At 68.3% G+C, this 15,447-nt stretch carries 13 protein-coding genes; 3 read left to right on the top strand and 10 right to left on the bottom strand.

Going from position 1 to position 15,447, the window contains the following annotated elements:
• Positions 1–196 precede the first annotated feature (196 nt).
• Both AC3RCG_RS18365 and AC3RCG_RS18360 read right to left on the bottom strand, forming a co-directional pair.
• A complete protein-coding gene (locus tag AC3RCG_RS18365) occupies positions 197–1,810 on the bottom strand; it encodes an FHA domain-containing protein (protein WP_492402693.1) in 1,614 nt (537 codons plus the stop codon).
• A gap of 227 nt (positions 1,811–2,037) precedes the next feature.
• The gene (locus AC3RCG_RS18360) at positions 2,038–2,889 is read right to left on the bottom strand and encodes a class I SAM-dependent methyltransferase (protein WP_492402695.1); all 852 of its coding nucleotides are present in this window, start codon (positions 2,887–2,889) and stop codon (positions 2,038–2,040) included.
• 152 nt (positions 2,890–3,041) lie between these two features.
• Here AC3RCG_RS18360 and AC3RCG_RS18355 point away from each other — a divergent pair, with 152 nt between their 5' ends.
• Positions 3,042–3,461 (top strand): DUF2177 family protein, encoded by a 420-nt coding sequence (locus AC3RCG_RS18355; protein ID WP_492402697.1) that lies wholly within the window; start codon positions 3,042–3,044, stop codon positions 3,459–3,461.
• Here the strand turns inward: AC3RCG_RS18355 and AC3RCG_RS18350 are convergent.
• From AC3RCG_RS18350 to AC3RCG_RS18340, 3 genes are all read right to left on the bottom strand, one after another.
• A complete protein-coding gene (locus tag AC3RCG_RS18350) occupies positions 3,442–4,392 on the bottom strand; it encodes a PP2C family protein-serine/threonine phosphatase (protein ID WP_492402699.1) in 951 nt (316 codons plus the stop codon). The two genes, AC3RCG_RS18355 and AC3RCG_RS18350, sit on opposite strands and share 20 nt — an antisense overlap.
• A gap of 143 nt (positions 4,393–4,535) precedes the next feature.
• Positions 4,536–4,982, bottom strand: coding sequence for a glycine zipper 2TM domain-containing protein (locus AC3RCG_RS18345; protein ID WP_070289651.1), 447 nt, complete (start codon positions 4,980–4,982; stop codon positions 4,536–4,538).
• A 120-nt stretch (positions 4,983–5,102) separates the two neighbouring features.
• Complete coding sequence (locus AC3RCG_RS18340) at positions 5,103–5,633, bottom strand: GNAT family N-acetyltransferase (protein ID WP_070224661.1); 531 nt, start codon at positions 5,631–5,633, stop codon at positions 5,103–5,105.
• 175 nt (positions 5,634–5,808) lie between these two features.
• Between AC3RCG_RS18340 and AC3RCG_RS18335 the strand changes: the two genes are divergently transcribed.
• Both AC3RCG_RS18335 and AC3RCG_RS18330 read left to right on the top strand, forming a co-directional pair.
• Positions 5,809–7,257, top strand: a complete 1,449-nt coding sequence (locus tag AC3RCG_RS18335) for a M20/M25/M40 family metallo-hydrolase (protein ID WP_492402702.1) — start codon at positions 5,809–5,811, stop codon at positions 7,255–7,257.
• A 6-nt stretch (positions 7,258–7,263) separates the two neighbouring features.
• Positions 7,264–8,169 (top strand): LysR family transcriptional regulator, encoded by a 906-nt coding sequence (locus AC3RCG_RS18330; protein ID WP_492402703.1) that lies wholly within the window; start codon positions 7,264–7,266, stop codon positions 8,167–8,169.
• Here the strand turns inward: AC3RCG_RS18330 and AC3RCG_RS18325 are convergent.
• From AC3RCG_RS18325 to AC3RCG_RS18305, 5 genes are read right to left on the bottom strand one after another with little or no spacing between them, the layout of a single operon-like run.
• Positions 8,156–8,797 (bottom strand): TolC family protein, encoded by a 642-nt coding sequence (locus tag AC3RCG_RS18325; protein ID WP_492402983.1) that lies wholly within the window; start codon positions 8,795–8,797, stop codon positions 8,156–8,158. The two genes, AC3RCG_RS18330 and AC3RCG_RS18325, sit on opposite strands and share 14 nt — an antisense overlap.
• Positions 8,760–9,614, bottom strand: coding sequence for a TolC family protein (locus AC3RCG_RS18320; protein WP_492402705.1), 855 nt, complete (start codon positions 9,612–9,614; stop codon positions 8,760–8,762). Before AC3RCG_RS18320 ends, AC3RCG_RS18325 begins: the two co-directional genes overlap by 38 nt.
• Positions 9,611–12,751, bottom strand: a complete 3,141-nt coding sequence (locus tag AC3RCG_RS18315; RefSeq protein ID WP_492402707.1) for an efflux RND transporter permease subunit — start codon at positions 12,749–12,751, stop codon at positions 9,611–9,613. The genes AC3RCG_RS18320 and AC3RCG_RS18315 overlap by 4 nt, the downstream gene beginning before the upstream one ends.
• 9 nt (positions 12,752–12,760) lie before the next feature.
• On the bottom strand, positions 12,761–13,897 hold the full coding sequence (locus tag AC3RCG_RS18310; protein WP_492402709.1) for an efflux RND transporter periplasmic adaptor subunit: 1,137 nt from the start codon (positions 13,895–13,897) through the stop codon (positions 12,761–12,763).
• The gene (locus AC3RCG_RS18305; protein WP_492402711.1) at positions 13,894–15,351 is read right to left on the bottom strand and encodes an MFS transporter; all 1,458 of its coding nucleotides are present in this window, start codon (positions 15,349–15,351) and stop codon (positions 13,894–13,896) included. The genes AC3RCG_RS18310 and AC3RCG_RS18305 overlap by 4 nt, the downstream gene beginning before the upstream one ends.
• Between the last annotated feature and the right edge of the window lie 96 nt (positions 15,352–15,447).

Genomic DNA, 15,447 nt, shown 5'->3' with positions numbered 1-15,447 from the left:
TTTGGCGCAGGGCGCGCTATGCTGAAAGCAGTCTTACGTTTTAAGAGGTGTCGCCATGAAAATCCCGCGCGAATTGCAGATTCCCGCCATCGTGTTTACGCTGGAAGCGGTGTTTATTCTGGGCTTGTCGATGATTTTTCTCGTACTGATACCACGCTAGTGCCTTGCGGATAACTGCAGATTTACAACAGTGTTCTTATGCAGTTTGCATGGTGCTATCGCACAGCGCCGCGCCTTCGGTACGGATGATCCAGCATTCCGGATATGGTTCGCTGGCGAAGCGGTTGTGCCGCGCGAAGCCGCTGAGCTTGTCGAGCGGCGTGGCCGGGGCCAGCGCGGTTTCCTTGCCGCTGGCCGTGTCCAGATGCCAGAAACCGCCGTTGCGGTGGAACAGCAGGGGAAGGCAGCCGGCCTGCGGCGTGGCCAGATGGCTTGCCGGCGTGGGCTGGGTGTCGGGCAGCAGCAGGTAAAAACACTCGGCGCGGGCGCCATGGTCGATGCGGTGCAGGATCACGCCGTGCGCGAGGATGGCCGTGACGCTGAGCACGACGATGCCCTTGATGCTGGCGGACAATTCAATGCGCATGCCCAGGCGCAGCGGCACGGGCTTGTGCTTGCCCGGCCAGACGCCGTCGAGCAGCACGCCGTAGCGCGACACGTCCTCGATTTCAAAGCCTTGCTGGCTGCGCCGGATGATGGCGTGGCGGCCCGACAGGCGGCGCGTCAAGCCGTTGTTGTCCTGGCCGTCGGGGCTGAAATGGCTGAGCAGCACATCGGCTTCCGGATCCACCAGCTCGAAACGTCCCAGCATGCATTCTTCCAGCGCGAACAGGCGGATCTGGCGCTGCTCGCCCGCTTCCGGCGCCGCATTGACGAGGCAGGCAGCCTGGCTCGGGTGCGGATGGCAGTGGCTGGCGGCGGGCAGGTCGACTTCGATCAATTCCTCGTCCCAGGCGATGGTGGTAAAACCCATGTCGATCTTGCCTTGCGGCGCCGACAAATCCACGTGGGCGATGCCGGCATTGCGCGCGGTGACGTCGAGGTTGCAGCCGTCGCCGCCCGTCACGCGGGCAATCGAGGCGTCGTCGGCCATCACGCGCACGTTCTTGTGCGTGCTGAGGAAGATCTGGTGGATTTCCGTCAGGGTGGCGTCGCGGCGCGGTACGAGGATGACAAACGTGCATACCCATTTCTGCGCCACGGCGCCGTCGACGTGGCTGTGTACTTCCACCTCGATCTGGTATTGCCCGTGCTCCTTGTTACGCGAGGAAAACTCGACAAATACGGGGCGCCAGTCGCCGCGCGTGGTGCGCACGAAATCATGCTGGACGGCGCCGCGCGGGATCAGGTCCGAGCGCAGGCGCAAGGTCAGCTGCGGCGCGCAGGCGGCGCTCATGCCGCGCAATTCCATTTTCAGGGTTTGCCGTCCGCCTGCCGCACGGGGATCGAAGCCGCTGATGTGCAGGTGGGCATGTATCGGCTGGTAAGCGGGCGCAGTGGCCGGCTGTGCGGCGGGCACTGGGGTAAATGCCGGCAGGCTGGCGGGGGGCGAGGCTGGCATGGGGCTGGTCAGGCTGGTCACCGCTTGAGCAGCATCGCGTATCACCGCATCGCGCAGCCCGGCATCATGCGCACGGGCGTGCGGAAGCGCCGTTGCCGATGGTTCGGAACGGGCGCTGCGCAGTGCGGTCAACAGGTCGTAGCTGCTGGGGGCATTCGTCGCTTGCGGGTGGTTGCCCGCGCAGACTGTTTCCCCAGGCAAGACCCAGAACGTACAGTGCGGGTGCTCCGGGTTGCTGCATTTTTTCATGACATTCTGACTCGAATCGAGCGGGGACATTGCGCCCTCTGTTCTACATGAGAGCTTACGCGCTTTTGCGCCTGCTTGGCAACTTTCGCGGCGCTTGAATGCGCTCTTTTTGCCCAAATTCATCCCCTTGGTCACACCTTGCCATACATGTCATGGAAACTATTGCTCAAAAACACATTTTATGTCTTTCCGGATATGTTATTTTGATATCGCCAGTCCCGCTGCGTTCAGCTGCGCTGTTTGCTGACGATGACTTCCAGATACTCGCCCGGCACCACCAGCGAGTGAGTGCCCGCTGTATTCAGGCGTTCGAGCAGGGCGAACAGCTCCTGCTCCAGCGCCTCGGCGCCAGGTGCGTCCAGCGCGGCAAAGGCCTTGTGGACGGGGCCGTAATAATCGCGGAAGACCTGCACCCAGTGGAGGGCGGAGGCGTAGCGGAAATTGAAGACCTTGCGCTGGCTGTGCACCTGCTCTGCCGCCTGGCCGAACAGGTCGCGCACATACGCTTCCTCGCCCCAGCGGGCCGGCGACACCACGCCCGCCGGGGGCGGCACATATTTGCCGATGGTCTTGAAGAGCTGGCCGATAAAGCCGTCCGGGGTCCAGTTGGCCATGCCGATGCGTCCGCCGGGACGCAGCACGCGCAGCATTTCGCTGGCCGCGCGCCGGTGGTCGGGCGTGAACATGACGCCGAAGGTCGACAGGGCCGCGTCGAAACTGGCATCGGCGAAGGGCAGGGCTTCCGCGTCGGCCACGCGGAAGGTCACGGCCAGCCCTTCCGCCTCGGCGCGCGCGCGCCCCTTGTCCAGCAGCGCCGGCACATAATCGGTGGAGACGACGCGGGCAAAGCGGCGCGCCGCCGCCAGGGTGGCGTTGCCGTTGCCGGCGGCGATGTCGATGACGTCTTCGTGGGCGCGGATATCGGCAGCCTCGGCCAGCGACTCGCCGACCGGCTGCAGGGTCACGCCGATGACGGCGAAGTCGCCGCTGGCCCAGCCTGCTTGCTGGCGCTGCTTGATGGCGGCGTAGTCGGGCGCGCCGGCGCCGCCGGCCTGCGGTGTAGGCATGGTGTTGCTCATGGCATGCTCCTGTGACGTTGGAGAGATCCTTTCGTCAGACCGCGCGCCATGGGCATGGTTCAATTTATACAGGCTGTCGTGAGCGTGGCGGCATTTTGCATTATGCTGGCGCAACTGTTGCCCTCAACGCCGCCTGACGCCGAAAGATGACCATGCCTGCCCAACGCCCGTTCCAGCTTGCCATTGCCTATGGCGCCGCCTTGTGCGTATTTCTGGCCATCGACGCCCTGTGGCTGGCGGTGCTGATGAAACCCGTGTACGCCGCGGCGCTGGGCCCTTTGCTGGCGGACACGCCCCGCTGGGCGCCGGCCGTGCTGTTTTATCTGCTGTACGTGGCCGGACTGCTGGTCTTTGCCATCCTGCCCGGCTTGCGGGCGCGCCGCGGACGCACGGCGGCGGCGCTGGGCGCGCTGTTGGGGCTGCTTGCCTACGGCACCTATGATTTGAGCAACTATGCGACCTTGCGCGGCTGGCCGCTGGCCTTGACGGCGATCGACATGGCCTGGGGCACCATGCTGTCGGCCGTGTCGGCCACGGCCGGCTACCTGGCCGCTAGCCGCCTGGGACGGTGAATGCCGCATCGAAGCGCAGCGCCACCACGGTAATGTTATCGCTATACAAGCCTTTTGGCGGATGCAAGAGGAAGTCGTCGAACAGGTCGCTGACGGCCTGAGCCGCAGTCTTGCCGGCACACAAGGCGGGCCAGCGGGCCGTGAGGGCGAGCGGATCCTCGCAGGCCCAGAAACCGTCGCTGGCCAACAGATAGTGGGCGCCGGGACGCACGCGCAGCACGCGGCGGTCGCCCAGGTGCGCGAGGAAGGGCGGCAAGGTGGCCGCATCGAGGCCGCGCAAGGGCTTGTCGAGCTGCAAGCTGTCGCTGATGGCGTTGCCTAAAATGAAGGCCTGCGAGATTTGCGGATGGTGCTCGCCGTGCACGGCGGCGCGCCAGCGCGTCTCGTCGAGCGCGCCGCGCATGGCGTACACGGTGGCCGGCACGTGGTCGACGGTGAGGATGCTGGCAACCCCGTCGGCAATTTCATACAGGCGCGAATCGCCCACGTGATACAGCAGCGGGGCTTCGCCGGGCGGCACTTCCAGCAAGGTCAGGGTGGTGCCCGGCGGGCGCGCCTGGGCGGGCGCCGTCCTGGCGAAGGTATCCTGCAAGCGCGTGTGCAACTGGTCGAGTTTGGCTGCCAGGCTGGCCGTGTCGAGGCAGGCGGGTACGGCAAGCAAGCCTTGCACGGCCGCTTCCGCCGCTTCGCGCCCATGGCCGTGGCCGCCCATGCCGTCGAGCACGGCGGCACGCACGTGGCCGCGCGGCCAGCCCGGCACCTGGCAGTGGAACGGCGCCTGCCGCGACAGGCAGACGGCGTGGCCGCTGGCATCGATCAGCAGGAAGTTGTCCTGGTTTTCGCGCCGGGGCATCGGGCCGGCGCCCACGCTGGTGCCGGCGGCGGCATCGAGCCAGGGGCCAAAGTCGAGCGCGTCTTTAATTAAATGCATCGGTTGGTGCGGTCCAGGCGGCCAGCAATGTTGATCGTAGGACACAGCTTAGCCGAAATCGTGCGGGGGCGATACCTTGCCTGTTTCGCAAAAAAACCTGCGGCAGCAGGCTGGCGCAGGTTTTATATGGTAGCGGGTGTCGCTTAACGGCGATGGCCCCAGCCGTGGCCGTGACCGTGGCCACGGTCATAGTAGTCGTAGCGGCCATGGTCGCGGTAGTAGCCGCGGCCCGGCTGCACGTAGACGACAGCCGGCGGGCCGTAGTAGCGCGGTGGCGGCGCGTAGTACACGGGCTGCGGCGCCGGGGCGTAGTACACCGGTTGCGGCGCAGGCGCGTAATAGGTTTCGCGGTAGCCGCCGCGATAGCCGCCACGGTCGTAGTAGCGGTCATTCGTGCTGATGCTGTTGCCGACGGCGGCGCCCAGCACGCCACCGACGATCGCACCATTGCGTCCGCCGGTGCTGTTGCCAATGGCCGCCCCGACAACGGCGCCTGCAACGGTATTGAAGTCGCGGTCACCGGCGACTGCGGCCGAAGACACAGCCACTGCCGCTACCATTACCGCACCCAGGAGTTTCTTGTTCAACATGGCATTTCCTTCCATTCCGGCGAGATCACAATGATCTGCATGAACTGGACTATATCTGCTGCCGCAAGCTTGTTCCACGTCTAATACAACTTATTACAATCGGGGCGGGGCGGTAACAAGTCAGCGCCGGCGCGCCTGCCATTCTGGACGAAGCAGGCTGTACATTTTGGCGTCGCGCATCACGCCGTTGATAAAGAAAGCCTGGCGTATCAAGCCTTCCTGGGTAAAGCCGTTCTTTTGCGCGATGCGCTCGGAGCCGATGTTCAGCGGGTCCATCAGCAGCTCGAGCCGGTGATACGGATAGGCGCTGAACAGGTAATCGACCACCAGGCGCGTCGCTTCGCTGATGTAGCCGCGCCCGTCCCGCTGCCGGTCGAACAGGCGGTAACCGATTTCGCGCGAGGCTGGCGTGCGGCTCTTGAAGTGCGTGATCGTGCCGATGATGTGCTGTGAGTGATCTTCGATGAGGAACAATTCGCTGTCTTCGGTGACAAAGCCCGATTGCAGGAAGTCGCGCCGCATGGCCTCGGGCGACTTGAATTGCATGGAGAAAAACTCGCCGCGCGAGGGCAGGTCGTTGACGAGGGAAATATAGGTATTCAGGTCGGCAGCCTGCAAATGCCGGATGGTGCAGAGGGTTCCCTTGAGCATGTCGGTTTCCGGTAGCGATCACGAATCTTCATGGTAATCGACTCTGGGGGCAAGAGGCAATCGGTCCCGTAAAAGTTGCTGCAATGACAGAACAAATACGCTATCGTAGACAGCCGCGCCTTGCCCATGGCCACGGCGTACCCGCTTCGACCTCGTTGACTGGAACTGACATCACATGCAAATCATCCTGACTGGCGCGCCATTGCGCCGTTCCGTTTTATCCATCGCCCTTGGCTGCATCGTCAGCGCCGGCGCCTTTGCCGCCGCACCGGGCAATACGCCGCAAGCGCTGGCGCAGGTGCGCGACACGGCGCTGCAAAGCGACTGGGCCTACGCCCGCCTGGCCGACATGACGGATTTGATCGGCCCGCGCCTGTCCGGCTCCGAAGGCGCTGCCGCCGCCGTGCGGCAGGTGGCCGACGCCATGCGCCAGCTGGGCGCCACCGTCACCCTGCAGCCCGTGAAAGTGCCGCACTGGGTGCGCGGCGTGGAAACGGCGGAAATCGTCGACTATGCGGGCCGTCCGCAGGGTGTCTCGCAGCGCGTGGTGCTCACGGCCCTGGGCGGCTCCGGCGCCACTGCGGCCGCCGGCCTGACGGCACCCGTGATCATCGTCAAGAGCCTGGACGAACTCAAGGCACGCGCGCCGGAAGTGAAGGGCGCCATCGTGCTGATCGACATGCCGTTCGACCAGGAGATGGCCGAACGGGGCCTGGCCGGCGTTACCTACGGCCAGGGTTCGCGCGCGCGCTTCCTCGGGCCGAAGGCGGCGGCCGACCTGGGCGCGGCGGCCGCGCTGGTGCGCTCGGTCGGCGGCGCGAACTTCCGCATCCCGCATGCGGGCGCCACAGGCCTCGATGACAACAAGCGCATTCCCGCCGCCGCCGTCACCGTGGAAGACGCCTTGCTGATCGGCCGCCTGGCCGCGCGCGGCCCCTTGAAAATGCACCTGACCCTGACGCCGCAAAACCTGCCGGAGGCGGACAGCTACAACGTGATCGCCGACTGGCCCGGCACGGACAAGGCCGGCGAAGTGGTGGTGGTCTCGGGCCACCTCGATTCCTGGGATCTGGCGACGGGCGCGCACGACGACGGCGCCGGCGTCGTGGCGGCCATGGGCGTGGTGGAAACCTTGAAAAAGCTCGACTACCGCCCGCGCCGCACCATCCGCGTGATCGCCTGGATGAACGAGGAAAACGGCGGCCGTGGCGGTCAGGCCTACTTCGAGGCCCACAAGCAGGCGCTCGGCAAACAATACGCGGCCATCGAGATGGACAGCGGCGCCGGCCGCCCGTTCGGCATCCTCGCCAGCGTGGGGCCGAAGTCGGAAAAACTGTTCGCACCGCTGCGCGCTGCCTTGCTGTCGATGGGCGCGCACGCGTTCACGCGCCGCGACGCGCTGGGCACGGGCGACCTGCACCGCCTGGAAACGGGCGGCGTGCCCAGCTTCGAGCCGCTCGTCGACAGCCACAGCTACTTCCACTACCACCACACGCCGGCCGATACCCTGGACAAGGTCGACCCGGATAACCTCAAGCGCAATGTGGCGCTGATGGCGTCGCTGGCGTGGTTCCTGGCCAATATCGACGGCGAGATCGGCCGCGCGCCGGAGCAGGGCGAGTAAGCGCCAATGTCGCTACCCGATCTGAACCTGTTGATCACCCTCGATGTCCTGCTGGCCGAAGGCAGCGTCACGCGCGCGGCGCGGCGCTTGCGTCTGAGTCCATCGGCCATGAGCCGCGCCCTGGCGCGCCTGCGCGAGACGACCGGCGATCCGCTGCTGGTACGCGCCGGGCGTGAACTGGTGCCCACGCCGCGCGCGCTGGAGCTGCGCGAACGGGTGGGCCGCCTGCTGGGCGAGGCGCTGACCGTGCTGGGACCGGTGCAAGCGCTCGATCCGCGCCAGCTGGCGCAGACGTTCACGCTGCGTGCGAGCGACGGCTTCGTGGAAAATTTCGGCCCGGCCCTGCTCGCGCATATCGGCGCGCAGGCGCCTGGCGTGCGCCTGCGCTTCGTGCAAAAGCTCGACCGCGAAAGCCTGCAGCTGCGCGAGGGCAGCATCGACCTGGAAACGGGCGTGATCGGCAGTCTCACCAGCCCGGAAGTGCGCACGCGCAGGCTGTTCGGCGACCGTTTCGTGGGCGTGGTGCGCAGCGGCCATGCGCTGGCGCAAGGAGCGATCAGCGCCGAGCGCTATGCGGCCGGCCAGCACGTGCTGGTGGCGCGGCGCGACCAGGATACGGGACCGATGGACGACGCGCTGGCCGCGCTGGGATTGCAGCGCACGATCGCCAGCATCGTCGGCGGCTTCACGGCGGCGCTGGCGCTGGCCGCCGGCTCCGACCTGATCGCCACCGTGCCGGAACGGCATACGGGCAATCTGCGTGCCGGCATGTTCAGCTTTGCGCTGCCGCTGGGCATGCCGGACCTGACCGTGTCGCTGATGTGGCATCCGCGCATGGATGCCGACCCCGCCCACCGCTGGCTGCGCGGCTGCGTGGTCGACGCCTGCGCGGCCCGGATCAGCGCCGGCTGATGGCGCCGGCAGCGGCCTGCTGCACGGGCCCGTCGAAGCCGCCGGCCATGGCCGTGTAGCCGCGCGCCGTGGCGATGGCCACGTCGCGGTGCGCCGTCACCAGCTGCTCCTGCGCGGCCAGCGCAATGCGTTCCGCTTCGAGCACGCCGAGCAGGCTTTCCGCGCCTTCCTGGTAGCGCACGCGCGCCAGGCGCGCGCTTTCCTGCGCCAGCCGGTGCGCCTCGCGCAGTTCCGCTTGGCGGTTGCGCAATTGCACCCATTGCGCGATGGCGCTGTCGGTTTCTTCCAGCGCCAGCGCCAGCGCCTTGTCGAAGCCGGCCTGTGCGGCCTGCACCTCGGCCCCGGCCGCGCGGGCGCGGGCGCGGCGCGTGCCGGCATCGAACAGCGGCAGGGAAAACGCGGCGCCCGCATGCCAGCGCGCCGCATCGCCGCCATTCCAGTCGCCGGCCACGCCGGAGGCGCCAAACAGCGCGCCCAGGCTGATGCGCGGGAAGCGTTCGGCGATGGCGGCGCCTTCGCGCGCGCTGGCCGCCGCCAGCGCCCGTTCGGCCGCGCGCACGTCGGGCCGGCGCAGCAGCAGGTGGGCCGGCTCATCCGTCAACAAGGTTTGCGGCAGCGCCAGCGGCATCGGCTGGTCGAGCGCCGCCAGTTCCGGCGCATCGAGACGCTGCCCGGTGAGCGTCGCCAGCCGGTTGCGCGCCAGGCGTTCTTCGGCGTTCAGGCTGGGCAGGCGGGCGCTGGCCAGGCGCATCTGCGCCTCGGCGCGCATGCGCTCGGCCGGCGCGGCCCGCGTTCTCGCGCTCGCGCACCAGTTGCAGGGTGCCGGACTGGTTCGACAGCTGCTCCTGCAGGCTGACGCGCATCTGCTGCGCGCCGCGCAGCACCAGGTAGGCGTCGACCACCTGCGCCAGGATCAGGCGCCGCACATCGTCGCGCACGGCGGCGCGCTCGTCCGACGATGCCTCGGCAGCGGTGATGCTGTGGCGCACGCGGCCGAACAGGTCGAGCTCCCAGCTGAAGACGGCGTTCCACTGCAGCGGCGAGGCGATGTGCGGCTGGCCGCCGCGGCTCTCGATCGCCGCCAGGCGCGCGCGTCCGGCCTGGGCGTCGAGATCCACCGCCGGCAGGCGGGCGCCGCGCGCGGCCTGCGCGAACTCGCGGGCGCTGGCCAGGCGCGCGGCGGCGATGCGCACGTCGTAGTTGTCTTGCCAGGCGCGCTTGACCAGCTGCTCCAGGCTGGCATCGCCCAGTGCCTGCCACCACAGCGCCGGCGGCGCGCCGGCCTGCAGTTCCGGGCCGCCCGCCGAGGGCAGGGCAGACAGTTGCGCCGGATCGAGCGCCCGCGTCGCCGTGGGCGTGCCGGCGCTGCAGCCGGCCAGGGCCAGCATGGCCGCCGCCAGCAGCGGCGCGGCGCGGCGCGTGTTCAGGTGTGTCATGCGGCTCATGCGGCTTCTCCCAGCGCGACCGTGTGCGTGGCCGGCGCCGCGCGGCGCCTGCTCAGCAAGGTGAAAAACAAGGGTGTAAACAACAGGCCCGACAAGGTCACGCCCAGCATGCCGGCGAAGACGGCCGTGCCCATCGACTGGCGCATTTCCGCGCCCGCACCGGAAGACAGCATCAGCGGTATCGCACCCAGCAGGAAAGCCAGCGACGTCATCAGGATGGGACGCAAGCGCGTGCGGGCGGCGGCGATGGCCGCTGCGCGCGCATCGGCGCCGGCCGCCATCGCCTGGCGCGCGAATTCGACAATCAGGATGGCGTTCTTGGCGGCCAGGCCGATCAGCACCACGATGCTGATCTGCGTCAGCACGTTGTTGTCCAGGCCGCGCCACGACACGCCGATCAGCGTGGCCAGCACGCAGCTGGGCACGATCAGCACGACGGACAGGGGCAGCAGCCAGCTTTCAAACAGGGCCGCCAGCAGCAGATACACCAGCAGAACGGCCAGTCCCAGCACCATGCCGGTGCTGGCGCCCGCGTGTTTTTCCTGCAGCGCCAGTTCCGTCCACTCGTAGTCGAAGCCGGCCGGCAGGCGCGCCTTGAGCAGTTCTTCCATCGCGGCGATGGTCTGCCCCGTCGAGTAGCCGGGCCTGGTGCTGCCCTGGATTTCGGCGGCGGGATACAGGTTGTAGCGCGGCACGCGGAACGGTGCCGTGCCTTCGCTGAAGGTGGCCACGCTGCCCAGCGGGACCATGTCGCCGCTGGCGGTGCGCGTCTTGAGTGCGGCCAGGTCGGCCACGCTGCGCCGGTAGGGCGCGTCCGCCTGTGCGGTGACGCGCCAGACCCGGCCCATCAGGTTCATGTCGTTGACAAACACGGGTGCCAGGTAGCTTTGCAGGGTCTCGTTGATGCGCAGCGGCGGCACGCCCAGGTATTCGGCCCTTGTGCTGTCCAGTTCAACCTTGATCTGCGGGCTCATGGCGTTGAACGGCGTGAAGGCGCCCGTCACCGAGGACAGTTTCCCCGCTTCCTCGGCGATGCCGCGCGCGGCCGCCTGCAAGGCTTGCGGTCCCAGGCCGCCCGTGTCGCGCAGCATCAGCTTGAAGCCGCCGCCGGTGCCGATGCCGCGCACGGAAGGCGGCGGTATGACCATCACGCGCGCCGCGCTGATGGGCGCCAGCTTGCCGCGCAGGGCGCCCAGCATGGCCGGCCCGTCCAGGCCACTGCTGGCGCGCGCGCCGAAGTCCTTGAACATGGTGAAGATGACGGCCGTGTTGGGCGCCGACGTAAACGTGGCGCCGTCGGTGCCGACGAAGGCGGCCGTGTGGGCCACGCCGGGGTGGCTCATCAGGCGTGCCGTGGCGTCCTGCACCACTGCGCTGGTGCGCGCCAGGGTCGAGCCAGCCGGCAGCTGGATCGAGACGATGGCATAGCCGCGGTCCAGCTGCGGCACGAAGCCGCGCGGCGTCGCGTCCAGGCGCCACAGGGTCAGGCCCGCCAGCACGAGGTACACGGGCAGCATCAGCCAGCGCCGCGAGAGGATGCGCCCGGTCAGTTGCACGTAGCCGCCCGTCAGGCGGGAAAAGCCGCGGTTGAAGATGGCCATCCAGCGCGCGCCCAGGCTGTTGGCATCGTGCTGCGGCTTGAGCAGCAGCGCGGCCAGGGCCGGCGACAGCGTCAGCGAGACCAGCGCCGAGATCACGGTGGAGGCGGCGATGGTGACGGCGAACTGGCGGTAGAACATGCCGGAGATGCCATCGATGAAGGCCGTTGGCACGAACACGGCCACCAGCACCAGCGCGATGGCGACCAGCGCGAAGCCCACCTCGTTCATGCTGCGCTGCGCCGCGGCGACGGGGCTCATGCCGCCCTCCATGTGGCGCTCGACGTTTTCCACCACCACGATGGCGTCATCGACGACGATGCCGATCGCCAGCACCAGGCCGAACAGCGACAGCGTATTGAGGGAATAGCCCATCGCGGCCAGCACCGTGAAGGTGCCGACCAGGGACACGGGAATGGCCAGGATGGGAATGACGGCGGCGCGCCACGAGCCGAGGAACAGCAGCATGGCCAGGCACACCAGCAGTGCCGCCTCGAAGATGGTGTCGCGCACCTTGTCGATCGAGGAACGGATGAATTCGGTCGGATTGTAGTAGGCATGGTAGGCGACGTCCTGCGGGAAATCGGCTTCCATTTTGGCCAGCAGCGCCAGCACGCGGTCGCCGGTGGCCAGCGCGTTCGAGCCGGGCAGCAGGCTGATGCTCAGCGCGATGGCCGTGCGGTTGTCGACGAAGCCGCTTTCCGCGTAATCCTGCGCGCCCATCTCGACGCGCGCCACGTCGCGCAGGCGCACCACGCCGCCGTCGGCATGGGCGGCGACGATGATGGCCTCGAATTCGGCCACGTCGCGCAAGCGGCTTTGCGCCTGCACCTGCATCTGGTAGGCGCCATCGCTGCCGCCGGGCGGCTGGTTCAATACCCCGGCGGCGACCTGCGAGTTGGCTTGCCGTACCGCCGCGATCACTTCCGGCGCGCTCAGGCCCAGCGAGGCCACGCGCGCCGGATCGAGCCAGATGCGCATCGAGAAGTCGCGTGCGCCGCGCGTGTAGATGTCGCCGACGCCTTCGATGCGGGCCAGCTGGTCCTTGACGGCGGTGCCGATAAAGTTGGAGATGTACTGCTGGTCGCGCGTGCCTTTCGGCGAATCGAACAGCACTACCATCAGCTGGTCGGGCGAGGCCTTCTTGACGGCCAGACCCAGCCGGCGCACGGCATCGGGCAGGCGCGCTTCGGCCACCGCCACGCGGTTCTGCACCAGCGACTGCGCCTGTTCGATGTCGGTGCCCGGCTTGAACACCACGCTGATGGTCAGCTTGCCGTCGCCCACCGATTGCGAGGACATGTAGAGCATGCCGTCGACGCCGTTGATTTCCTGTTCGATGGGCGCGGCGACCGTATCGGCGATTTCCTGCGCCGAGGCGCCAGGATAGCTGGCCTTCACCGTCACCGTGGGCGGCACGATCTCGGGAAACTCCGAGATCGGCAGGCGCATGGCCGACACCGCGCCCACCAGGGTGATGAGGATCGACAGCACGATGGCAAACACGGGACGGCGGATGAAAAATTGGGAAAAACGCATGGCAGCTCCTTATGCGCCGCTGGCGCGGGGAGCAGCCACCAGGACCTGGTCGCCCGGGCGCACCTTGGCCACGCCGGAGACGATGACCCGCTCCTGCGGTCCGAGGCCGGACAGCACGATCTGCTTGTCGCCCTGCAGGCCGCCCAGTTCCAGCTTGCGCGGCGCCACCTTGCCCGCCGCGTCCACGATGAACACCATCTTTTTGTTCTGGTCGCTGAGGATGGCGGCGTCGGGCACCAGCAGGCGCTCTTGCGCCGCGCCGACGGGAATGCGCACGCGCGCAAAGCTGCCCGGCATGACGGCGTGGTCGGCGTTGGCCAGGCTGGCGCGCAGGCGCACCGTGCCCGAGCGGACGCTGATCTCGTTGTCGACAAAATCGACGCTGGCTTCCTGGGCGGGGCCGCCGCCGTCGAGCGCCAGCTGCACCTTGGACGGCAGCCTGCTGTGCTGGCGCAGGCGCTGGAAATCCGCTTCCGACAGGTCGACCGTGGCGCGCACGGGGCTGTGCGCGACGATGGTGGTCAGCACGCCGCTTTGCGCGGCGCCGCCGGCCACGTAGTTGCCGACGTCGACGCGGCGGTCCGACACGGTGCCGGCGATGGGCGCGCGCATGGTGGTGAAGGACAGTTCCAGTTCGGCGCTGCGCAATTCCGCCTGGCTCAGCATGACGGCCGCCTGCGCGCCTTCGAGCTCGCCGCGCGCCCTTTCCAGCTCCTCGGTGCTGGCCGCGCCCGTCTGCTGCAGCCGGCTGCTGCGCTCGAACTGGGCCGTGGCCAGCTTGCTGCGCGCATGGGCCTGGGCCAGGCTGGCCCGGGCGCGGTCGCGCGCCGCCGCGAAGGGACGCGGGTCGATGACGAACAGCGCATCGCCGGCCTTGACCTGCTGGCCATCGCGAAAGGCGATTTGCTGCAAGTAGCCCGACACGCGCGAGCGCACTTCCACGCGCTGCGATGGTTCGATGCGGCCCGTGTAGTCGAGGCTTGCCTGCACCATCGACGTTTCCGGCAGCGCCACGGAAACGGTCGGCTTGGGCGGCGGGTTCCCGGGCGCGGCCTGGGAACGGCCGCAGCCGGATAAAGTGGCGCTGCAGGCCAGGGCCAGCAGCAGTGGGAAGGGCAGGGACGGGATCGGACGGGGGCGCATCATGCGGGGTCTCCAGAAGACGTAGGGGGCTTGGCCAGGACGCGGCCGAGCGCGAAAATGGCCAGCGCGGCGAGTATCAGCGCGCTGGCGACGGCAAAGGTGGCGTGCATGCCACGGATCATGGCGGCTGGCTGGGCGCCGGCGAGATCGCCAGCGCCGGCGGCGAAGACGGCGCCCATCACGGAGGCGCCCGTGACGAGGCCCAGATTGCGCGACAGATTGAGCATGCCGGAGATGAGGCCGCGCTGCTCGGGCACGATGTCGCCCATCACGGCGGTATTGTTGGCCGCCTGGAACAGCGCATAGCTGGCCGTGAGCAGCATGATCGGCGCGACGTAGCCGGGGATGCCCAGGCTGGCCGGCAGCAGGGACAGCGCCAGGCAGGCGGCGGCCGCGCCGCACAGGCCCGCGCCGCCCATGCGCTGCGCGCCGTAGCGGTCCACCAGCCAGCCGGACGGCACGCCGCAGAACGCCGCCACCAGCGGCCCGGCCGCCAGCACCATGCCGGTGACGGCCGTGCCCAGGCCCAGGCCGCGCGCCAGGTAGAAGGGACCGACTACCAGGGTCGACATCATGACCGTCGATACGAGCATGCTGGTCGCCAGGCCGGCGCTGAGCACGGGCGCGCGCAGCATGGCCAGGCGTATCAGCGGCGCCGGCGCCTTCAGTTCGACGCGGACGAACAGGGCGCCGCCCACGCAGGCGGCCAGCAGCAGCGCCACGTTGCGCATGCCGAAATGGCCGCGCCCCAGGGTCATGGCCAGCGCGTACGCGGCCAGGGTCAGCGCCAGCAGCAAGGTGCCGCGGTGGTCGAAGACGGGCCGCCTGGCGTTGGCGCCGTGCTGGTCAGCCGGCAGGTAACGCCAGGCCAGCAGCAGCGCCACGCCGGCAAGCGGCACGTTGACGAGGAAGATGGATTGCCAGCCGAAGCGCGCGATCAGCAGGCCCCCCAGCGCGGGCCCGAGCGTGGTGCCGACTGCCGACATGGTACCGAGCAGGCCCATGGCGCTGCCCGTCTGCGCCTTGGGCACGGTGCTGCCGACGAAGGCCATGGTCAGCGCCATCATGACGGCAGCGCCCAGGCCCTGCAGGGCGCGCGCGGCGACCAGCAGCCACAGGGTGGGCGCCAGGGCGCACAGGATGGAGGCGGCGGCGAACAGGGCGATGCCGGCCAGCAGCAGGCGGCGCCGGCCGATCATGTCGCCGAGGCGGCCCACGCTGACGATCAGCGCGGTGATGGCCAGCAGGTAGGCCAGCACGATCCATTGCACGTCCTGGAACGGCGCATGCAGGGCCCTGGCCATGTCGGGCAGGGCCACGTTGGCGATGCTGGTGCCCAGCGCGGGCAGCAGCATCGACAGGGACAGGCTGGCAAGGGCGCCGCGCACGGGCGGCTTGGCGCCAGCGGCCTCGGTGGCCTGCTGGTTGGATGGAGTGGTTTTGGATTGTGAAGGCATGGCGTGGCGGATCCTCGAATAGGGTCACCACATGGTACCGAGGGATATGGTATGGCGGAAGGCGCATCACTTGCATTTTGTTGTTGCGTTTGACGC

The organism is Janthinobacterium sp. GW823-FHT01H08 (assembly GCF_058797855.1).
Note: the sequence above shows the minus strand (reverse complement) of the source record. Positions and strands in the feature narration are given on the sequence as shown.

Excerpts from the sequence above, each read along its gene's own strand:
- AC3RCG_RS18355 (WP_492402697.1), top strand. The coding sequence starts at position 3,042 with ATGCCTGCCCAACGCCCGTTCCAGCTTGCCATTGCCTATGGCGCCGCC.
- AC3RCG_RS18365 (WP_492402693.1), bottom strand. The coding sequence starts at position 1,810 with ATGAAAAAATGCAGCAACCCGGAGCACCCGCACTGTACGTTCTGGGTC.
- AC3RCG_RS18305 (WP_492402711.1), bottom strand. The coding sequence starts at position 15,351 with ATGCCTTCACAATCCAAAACCACTCCATCCAACCAGCAGGCCACCGAG.
- AC3RCG_RS18310 (WP_492402709.1), bottom strand. The coding sequence starts at position 13,897 with ATGATGCGCCCCCGTCCGATCCCGTCCCTGCCCTTCCCACTGCTGCTG.
- AC3RCG_RS18330 (WP_492402703.1), top strand. The coding sequence starts at position 7,264 with ATGTCGCTACCCGATCTGAACCTGTTGATCACCCTCGATGTCCTGCTG.
- AC3RCG_RS18325 (WP_492402983.1), bottom strand. The coding sequence starts at position 8,797 with ATGCCGCTGGCGCTGCCGCAAACCTTGTTGACGGATGAGCCGGCCCAC.
- AC3RCG_RS18335 (WP_492402702.1), top strand. The coding sequence starts at position 5,809 with ATGCAAATCATCCTGACTGGCGCGCCATTGCGCCGTTCCGTTTTATCC.
- AC3RCG_RS18315 (WP_492402707.1), bottom strand. The coding sequence starts at position 12,751 with ATGCGTTTTTCCCAATTTTTCATCCGCCGTCCCGTGTTTGCCATCGTG.
- AC3RCG_RS18360 (WP_492402695.1), bottom strand. The coding sequence starts at position 2,889 with ATGAGCAACACCATGCCTACACCGCAGGCCGGCGGCGCCGGCGCGCCC.
- AC3RCG_RS18320 (WP_492402705.1), bottom strand. The coding sequence starts at position 9,614 with ATGAGCCGCATGACACACCTGAACACGCGCCGCGCCGCGCCGCTGCTG.
- AC3RCG_RS18350 (WP_492402699.1), bottom strand. The coding sequence starts at position 4,392 with ATGCATTTAATTAAAGACGCGCTCGACTTTGGCCCCTGGCTCGATGCC.
- AC3RCG_RS18340 (WP_070224661.1), bottom strand. The coding sequence starts at position 5,633 with ATGCTCAAGGGAACCCTCTGCACCATCCGGCATTTGCAGGCTGCCGAC.
- AC3RCG_RS18345 (WP_070289651.1), bottom strand. The coding sequence starts at position 4,982 with ATGTTGAACAAGAAACTCCTGGGTGCGGTAATGGTAGCGGCAGTGGCT.